Annotated in this window: 5 protein-coding genes; 1 reads left to right on the top strand and 4 read right to left on the bottom strand. The window is 71.5% G+C overall.

The window, feature by feature from the left end:
- Window positions 1–90: 90 nt before the first annotated feature.
- The 3 genes from gltX to AB0F68_RS12660 are packed head-to-tail and all read right to left on the bottom strand — an operon-like array spanning window position 91 to window position 4,155.
- Window positions 91–1,500: a glutamate--tRNA ligase gene (gene gltX, locus AB0F68_RS12670; protein ID WP_357335903.1), complete on the bottom strand. Its 1,410-nt coding sequence runs from the start codon at window positions 1,498–1,500 to the stop codon at window positions 91–93.
- A 49-nt stretch (window positions 1,501–1,549) separates the two neighbouring features.
- Window positions 1,550–2,827 carry an MFS transporter gene (locus AB0F68_RS12665; protein ID WP_357335901.1) on the bottom strand — a complete coding sequence of 426 codons (1,278 nt, stop codon included), beginning with the start codon at window positions 2,825–2,827 and terminating at the stop codon, window positions 1,550–1,552.
- Entirely contained in the window at window positions 2,824–4,155 is a 1,332-nt protein-coding gene (locus AB0F68_RS12660; protein WP_357335899.1) for a GH1 family beta-glucosidase, read from the bottom strand. Before AB0F68_RS12660 ends, AB0F68_RS12665 begins: the two co-directional genes overlap by 4 nt.
- 187 nt (window positions 4,156–4,342) lie before the next feature.
- On the opposite strand from AB0F68_RS12660, the gene AB0F68_RS12655 reads away from it, so the two are divergent.
- Window positions 4,343–4,789 (top strand): SRPBCC family protein, encoded by a 447-nt coding sequence (locus AB0F68_RS12655; RefSeq protein ID WP_046570642.1) that lies wholly within the window; start codon window positions 4,343–4,345, stop codon window positions 4,787–4,789.
- Between the two features lie 142 nt (window positions 4,790–4,931).
- Here the strand turns inward: AB0F68_RS12655 and aceE are convergent, their stop codons facing one another.
- Complete coding sequence (gene aceE / locus AB0F68_RS12650) at window positions 4,932–7,676, bottom strand: pyruvate dehydrogenase (acetyl-transferring), homodimeric type (RefSeq protein WP_357335896.1); 2,745 nt, start codon at window positions 7,674–7,676, stop codon at window positions 4,932–4,934.
- Between the last annotated feature and the right edge of the window lie 170 nt (window positions 7,677–7,846).

Raw genomic sequence — 7,846 nt, 5'->3', positions numbered from 1 at the left:
AAAGGCACGAAGCCAGTCAGAGCAAGAGTCACGCCCACCGCTGCCAGCTATCAGCTCACCACTGCTGAACCGACCCAGCCAGCCTCACAGTCAGAACAGGCGCACCCGGGCGGCGCGCAGCCGGGTCAGCGTGCGGTCGCGGCCGAGCACCTCCAGCGACTCGAAGAGCGGCAGGCCGACGGTCCGGCCGGTGATCGCCACGCGGACGGGCGCCTGCGCCTTGCCCAGCTTCAGGCCGCGCTCCGCACCGACCGCCTCCAGCGTGGACTTCAGCGACTCGGCGCCCCACGACTCCAGCGCCTCGAAGGCGGCGATCGCCGCGTCCAGCAGGTCGGCCGCGCCCTCCTTCATCGCCTTGGCCCAGGCCCCCTCGTCGATCAGCGGGTCGGCCAGGAAGAGGAAGTCGACGTTCGGCACGATCTCGCTGAGCACCGCGATCCGGGTCTGCGCCAGCGGGGCGACCGCGGCGAAGGCGGCGGGGTCGAACTCCTCCGGCTGCCAGGGCGGCGGGGCGATCGTGTCGGTGCCGGTCAGCCACGGCTGGCACTCGGTGATGAAGTCCTCGATCGGCAGCGCCCGGATGTAGTCGCCGTTGAACGCGCGCAGCTTCTTCTCGTCGAAGAAGGCGGGGGAGGGGTTGACCTCCTCCAGCCGGAACTCCTCCTCGATCACCGACCAGGGCACGATCTCCCGGTCGCCGGAGGGGGCCCAGCCGAGCAGCATCAGGTAGTTGCGCATCGCCTCGGCGAGGTAACCCTCGTCCCGGTACGCCTCCAGGGCGACCTTGTCCCGCCGCTTGGAGAGCTTCTGCCGCTTCTCGTTGACCACCACGGGCACGTGCGCCCAGACCGGCGGCTTGACCCCGAGCGCGTCCCAGAGCAGCTGCTGCTTGGGCGTGTTGGGCAGGTGCTCCTCGGCCCGGATCACGTGAGTGATCCCCATGGTCATGTCGTCGACGACGTTGGCCAGCAGGAAGACCGCCGAGCCGTCGGCGCGGGCGATGACGAAGTCCTCGATCAGCTTGTTCTCGAACGTCGGCTCGCCGCGGATCAGGTCGACCACCACGGTCTCGCCCTCGTCGGGGGTGCGGAAGCGCAGCGCTCGGCCCTCGCCCGGCGTCAGGCCGCGGTCGCGGCAGAAGCCGTCGTAGCCCTGGTACTGCGAGCCGGTGCGCGCCTGCACGTCCTCCCGGGTGCAGTCGCAGTAGTACGCCCGGCCGCCCTCGTAGAGCCGCTGCGCGGCGGCCCGGTGCTCACCGGCGTACGAGGACTGGAAGTAGGGGCCCTCGTAGCTGCCCCGCGCGATGCCGATCCAGTCGAGCGCGGAGAGGATGCCCTCGGTCCACTCGGGCTTGTTGCGGGCCGCGTCGGTGTCCTCGATGCGGAGCACGAACACCCCGCCCTGCTGCTTGGCGTAGATCCAGTTCTGCAGGGCCGAGCGGGCGCCGCCGACGTGGAACATTCCGGTCGGGGAGGGGGCGAAGCGTACACGTACCGTCACGTCCCCCAGCCTACGGCGGGCCGCGACCGCTTTCCGGCAGGGGGCCGGTTCAGGGCACCGCCTTGATCTTCACGACCAGGGCGCTGCCGACCAGGGTGACCGCCGCGGTGACCGCGTACAGCGTGGGGTAGCCGCCCAGGTGCACCACGATCGGCGCGGAGAGCGCCGGGCCGAGCACCTGCGGCGCCGAGTTCGCGATGTTGATCACGCCGAGGTCCTTGGCCCGGTCGGTGGCGGCCGGCAGCACCTGGGTGATCAGCGCCGCGTCCACCGCCAGGTAGACGCCGTAGCCGGCGCCGAGCAGCAGCGCGGCGACGATCGCCATCGGCCAGGTCGGGGCCACCGCGAGCAGGGTCGCCGCCACCGCCATGATCAGCCCGGAGACGATCACGAAGACCTTGCGCCGGCCCGAGCGGTCGGAGAGCCGCCCGGCCACCACGGCGGTGAGCATCATCCCGAGCGTGTAGAGCAGGATCAGCACAAGCAGGGAGCCCTCGGGGTCGGCCACCCGCACCCCGTCGGTGAGGAAGTAGAGCAGGTAGAGCGTGCCGAGCGCGTTGCCGGTCTGCACCAGGAACCGGGTGAACCAGGCCCAGGCGAAGTCGGGGTGCCGGCGCGGGCTGATCCACATCGAGGCGAGCAGCGCGCGCGGGCGCAGCGGCGACCGGTGCTCGCGGGGCAGCGGGTCGTCCTGGGTGAGCAGCGCGAACGGCAGGGACAGCAGCAGCACCGCGAGCGCGATGGCGGCGTACCCGGCGGCGTTGCCGGTGACCACGGCGGTGACCAGCACCGCGCCGACCACCAGGCCGAGCGCCTGCGGGATGCCCACCCAGCCGGAGACGCCGCCGCGCTGCGCCACCGGCACCCGGTCCGGGATGGCGGCGGTGAGGCTGGCCAGCATGGCGTTGAAACAGACCTGGGCGGCGACCCAGGCGAGCGCCACCCCGGCGATGCTGTCCTGCCGGGCCAGCAGCACCAGGGCGAACGCGCCGACCACCGCGCCGGTGGCGGTCCAGACGTGCCGGCGGCCGAGGTGCCGGTTCGCCAGGCGCAGCGAGGTCCGGTCGGACAGCGCCCCGGCCAGCGGATTCGCCAGCACGGCGGCGAGCGCGCCGAGGCCGGTGACCACCGCCAGCATGGCCTCCTTGTCGGCCGGCGCGATCCGTTCCACCTGCTGCGGCAGCAGCACCTGGATCGGGGTGAAGAAGGCCATCCAGACGCCCAGGTTGGCCGCGAAGATCAGCGCGATCCAGCTCCGCCGCACCGGCACGGTCGGCTCGGCGAGCGCCGCCGGCAGCGAGGCCGGCGTCGGGTTGACGGTGGTCATCGCCGGACCAGATCCCGGAACCAGGCGTACGACGACTTCGGGGTGCGCCGCTGGGTGGCGTAGTCGACGTGGACCAGGCCGAACCGCTTGGTGAAGCCCTCGGCCCACTCCCAGTTGTCCAGCAGCGACCAGACGAAGTACCCGGTCACCGGCACCCCGGCGGCCATCGCCTCGCGCACCGCCCGCAGGTGCCGGTCCAGGTACGCGATCCGGTCCGGGTCGGGCACCCGGCCGTCGGCGTCCGGCACGTCGTCGTACGCGCAGCCGCTCTCGGTGATCTGGATGGGCGGCAGCGCGTCGCCGTACCGGTGGTGGAGCTGGAGGAGCAGCTCGCGCAACCCGTCCGGGGCCACCGGCCAGTCGAAGGCGGTGCGCGGGTAGCCGGCCAGCGGCACGATCTCGAACGGCAGCGGCGAGTCCTCGTCGGCGGGGGCTCGGATGCCGGTCGGGTTGTAGTAGTTCACCCCGAGCACGTCGATCGGGGCGGCGATCACGTCGAGGTCCCCGGCGCGCACCACGGCCGGGTCGAAGCCCGGCTCCGCCGGGTAGCCGCGACCGAGCAGCGGGTCGGTGAAGAGCCGGTTGTGCAGCGCGTCGTACGCCGCCCCGGCGGCCCGGTCGGCGTCGGCCTTTCCGGCGAGCCGCACCGGCGAGTAGTTGTTGGCGATGGCCACCGGGCTGGTGCTGCGGGCGCGCAGCGCGGAGACGGCGAGGCCGTGCCCGAGGAGCTGGTGGTGGGCCACCGGGAAGGCGTCGAAGAGCAGCATCCGGCCGGGGGCGTGCACGCCCATGCCGTGCCCGAGGCTCATGTGGATGAACGGCTCGTTGAGGGTGATCCAGAGCTTCACCCGGTCGCCGAGGCGGGCGGCGACCAGGTCGGCGTACTCGGCGAAGTGGTGGGCGGTGTCCCGGTTCAGCCAGCCGCCGGCGTCCTCCAGGGCCTGCGGCAGGTCCCAGTGGAAGAGGGTGGCGACCGGGTCCACGCCGGCGGCGAGCAGGGCGTCCACCAGCCGGTCGTAGAAGTCCAGCCCGGCCGGGTTCGCCGGGCCCGTGCCGGTGGGCTGCACCCGGGGCCAGGCGATGGAGAACCGGTACGCGGACACCCCCAGCCCGGCCAGCAGCCCGACGTCCTCGGCGTACCGGTGGTAGTGGTCGCACGCCTCGTCGCCGGTGCTGCCGTCGACGATCCGGCCGGGGGAGTGGGCGAAGGTGTCCCAGATGGACGGCCCGCGCCCGCCGGCGGTGACCGCCCCCTCGATCTGGTACGCGGAGGTGGACACCCCCCACCGGAAGCTGGCGGGGAACTCGGGCATCGGCGCGCTCGTCATTCGCCCTCCCAGAAACGCGAAGCGTGCTCGCGACTCTAGGGCCCGGGCGGTCGCCGCGCCATAGTCCCGCAAAGGCTGGCAGGGCAAGGGTTTTCGGCGTGTCTTTTCCGAACCCGTCCACTTAAGTCCGATTTACACATAGAGTGCCGAATATCGCGGATGTGTTTTAAGTGGGGGAAAGATAGACATGATCCTCGTGGAGCGCAGTGCGCACGTGATGGCGCCGGTGGAAGCGGTCTGGGATGTGGTGCAGCGGGCCGAGCAGTTGCCGGCCTGGCTGGCGGGGGTCCGCGCGGCCGAGGTCCTCTCCGGGGAGGGGTTCGGCCGGCGACAACTGGTCCAGGCCGGGCGGGGCGCGGCGCACGAGGCCGAGGTGATCGCCTACCAGGAGCCGACCCTGATCGGCTGGCGCGAACGGGCCAAGGGCGCCGGCGCCCGGGCCGAGGCGCGCACCGAGATCTACGTACAGCTGACCCCGGACGAGGAGGAGGGCGGGACGGTCGTGCGGCTCATCGTCGTACGGTGGCCCGCCGGGCCGGTCAAGGCCGCCCTGCTCCGGCTCGGCCTGCGCCGGGTCGGCGCCGATCTGGAGGACTCGCTGGCCCGGCTGACCGACCTGGCCGCCGTCGGTTGACCGAGCCTGTCCCGGCGTCGCCCGCGATGGTGATGGTCCGGCGTCCCCGCCAGGGACGCCGGACCATCGTCGCCTCCGCCGCGGTGCCCCGTACCTGACGAAGGGCCCGGCGCGGGTGCGCCGGGCCCTTCCTACGGACGGGTCAGCTGTCGCCGCCGGTCTCCCCGACCGGGGCGGCGGTGACGTCGTCCAGCGCGTACTTCTTGGCGGCCTCGGCCGGCACGTGGGCCGGCACCGCGCCGCGCAGGGCGAGCTGGCGCAGCGTCGCGACGGCCACCGACTCGGCGTCCACGTGGAAGTGGCGCCGCAGCGCGTGCCGCGTGTCCGACATGCCGAAGCCGTCGGTGCCGAGCGAGGTGTAGTCGCCGGGCACCCAGCGGGCGATCAGGTCCGGCACCGCGCGCATCCAGTCGCTCACCGCGACCTTCGGCCCGTCGGCGTCGGCCAGCTTCCGCTGGATGTACGGCACCCGCTGCTCGCCGCCCGGGTTGAGCAGGTTGTGCTCCTCGCACTCCACCGCGTCCCGGCGCAGCTCGGTCCAGGACGTCACCGACCAGACGTCGGCGGCCACGCCCCAGTCCTCGGCGAGCAGCTGCTGGGCCTTGAGCGCCCACTGCATGCCGGTGCCGGAGGCCAGGACGTTCGCCTTCGGCGCGTCCCCGCCGACCTGCGGGGCCGGCGAGTAGCGGTAGATGCCCTTGACGATGCCCTCGACGTCCACGCCCTGCGGCTCGGCCGGCTGGAAGATCGGCTCGTTGTAGACGGTGAGGTAGTAGAAGACGTTCTCCTGCGCCTCGCCGTACATCCGGTGCAGGCCGCTCTCCAGGATGTGCGCCATCTCGAAGGCGAACGCCGGGTCGTAGGCGACCACGGCCGGGTTGGTGGCGGCGATCAGGTGCGAGTGGCCGTCCTCGTGCTGGAGGCCCTCACCGTTGAGCGTGGTCCGGCCCGCCGTCGCGCCGAGCAGGAAGCCCCGGGCCATCTGGTCGGCCGCCGCCCAGAGCCCGTCGCCGGTCCGCTGGAACCCGAACATCGAGTAGAAGATGTACATCGGGATCATCGGCTCGCCGTGGGTGGCGTAGGACGTGCCCGCCGCGGTGAACGAGGCGACCGAGCCGGCCTCGTTGATCCCCTCGTGCAGGATCTGGCCGGTGGTGGCCTCCTTGTACGACAGGAACAGCTCCCGGTCCACCGAGGTGTACCGCTGGCCGTGCGGCGAGTAGATCTTCGCCGTCGGGAAGAGCGAGTCCATGCCGAAGGTGCGGGCCTCGTCCGGGATGATCGGCACCCAGCGCTTGCCGAACTCCTTGTCCTTCATCACGTCCTTGAGCAGGCGGACGAAGGCCATGGTGGTGGCCACCTTCTGCTTGCCCGAGCCCCGCTTGACGTCGGCGAACCGCTCGGGGCCCGGGATCTGCAGCGTCTTGTGACTGGTCCGCCGCGAGGGCAGGTAGCCGCCGAGCTGCTTGCGCCGCTCGTGCAGGTACTCCATCTCGTCGGACTTCTCGCCCGGGTGGAAGTACGGCGGGAGGTAGGGGTTCTCCTCCAGCTGCTTGTCCGGGATGTCCAGGTAGAGCCGGTCGCGGAAGAGCTTCAGGTCCTCCAGCGTCAGCTTCTTCATCTGGTGGGTGGCGTTGCGGGCCTCGAAGTGCGAGCCCAGCGTCCAGCCCTTGATCGTCTTGGCCAGGATCACCGTCGGCTGGCCGGTGTGCTCCATCGCCGCCTTGTAGGCCGCGTAGAGCTTCCGGTAGTCGTGGCCACCCCGCTTGAGGTTCCAGATCTCGTCGTCGCTCAGGTGCTCGACCATCTTGCGGGTGCGCGGGTCGCGCCCGAAGAAGTGCTCCCGGACGTACGCCCCGGACTCGGCCTTGTAGGTCTGGTAGTCACCGTCGGGCGTGGTGTTCATGAGGTTGACCAGCGCGCCGTCGGTGTCCGCGGCGAGCAGCGGATCCCACTCCCGGCCCCAGACCACCTTGATGACGTTCCAGCCGGCGCCCCGGAAGAACGCCTCCAGTTCCTGCATGACCTTGCCGTTGCCGCGGACCGGGCCGTCCAGCCGCTGCAGGTTGCAGTTGATCACGAAGGTGAGGTTGTCCAGCTCCTCGCGGGCGGCCACGCCGATCGCGCCGAGCGACTCGACCTCGTCCATCTCGCCGTCGCCCAGGAACGCCCAGACGTGCTGCTGCGAGGTGTCCTTGATGCCCCGGTGCTGCAGGTAGCGGTTGAACCGCGCCTGGTAGATGGCGTTCATCGGGCCGAGGCCCATCGACACCGTGGGGAACTCCCAGAAGTCGGGCATCAGCCGCGGGTGCGGGTACGACGGCAGCGCGCCACCCGGATGCGACAGCTCCTGCCGGAAGCCGTCGAGCTGGTCGGCGCTGAGCCGGCCCTCCAGGAAGGCCCGCGCGTACATGCCGGGGGAGGCGTGGCCCTGGTAGAAGATGTGGTCGCCGCCGCCCGGGTGGTCCTTGCCCCGGAAGAAGTGGTTGAAGCCCACCTCGTAGAGGGACGCGGAGCTGGCGAAGGTGGAGATGTGGCCACCCACGCCGATCTCCGGTCGCTGCGCCCGGTGGACCAGCATGGCGGCGTTCCACCGGATGTAGGCCCGGAGCCGCCGCTCGACGTGCTCGTCACCCGGGAACCACGGCTCGCGCTCCGGCGGGATGGTGTTGATGTAGTCGGTGGTGGTCAGGGACGGCACCCCGACCTGGCGCTCGCGGGCCCGCTCCAGCAGGCTCAGCATGACATAGCGGGCGCGCTTGGTTCCGCGCTCGTCGATGACACCGTCAAGCGACTCGACCCATTCGCTGGTCTCTTCAGGGTCGATGTCCGGAAGCTGGCTCGGCAGACCAGCGGTGATCACCGGGCGCTTGCGTTCCGTAGCCACAGGCGTTCCCTCGGTTCTGTGTGGGATAGGTCTCTAGCGCCATCCTGCCCCCTGGTGGCGCTCGTCGTCACGTCTCCCTCCCCCAGACGCGACGCTGAACACAGGTACTCGCCGGTAACTTTGTGCGATGACCGGCTGTGCCGGGCCGGCCGGCGACACCGGCCGCGGTC

The sequence above is a fragment of the Micromonospora sp. NPDC023966 genome (assembly GCF_040639095.1).
Taxonomy (GTDB): Bacteria; Actinomycetota; Actinomycetes; order Mycobacteriales; family Micromonosporaceae; genus Micromonospora.
Note: the sequence above shows the minus strand (reverse complement) of the source record. Positions and strands in the feature narration are given on the sequence as shown.

Excerpts from the sequence above, each read along its gene's own strand:
- AB0F68_RS12665 (WP_357335901.1), bottom strand. The coding sequence starts at position 2,827 with ATGACCACCGTCAACCCGACGCCGGCCTCGCTGCCGGCGGCGCTCGCC.
- AB0F68_RS12660 (WP_357335899.1), bottom strand. The coding sequence starts at position 4,155 with ATGACGAGCGCGCCGATGCCCGAGTTCCCCGCCAGCTTCCGGTGGGGG.
- AB0F68_RS12655 (WP_046570642.1), top strand. The coding sequence starts at position 4,343 with ATGATCCTCGTGGAGCGCAGTGCGCACGTGATGGCGCCGGTGGAAGCG.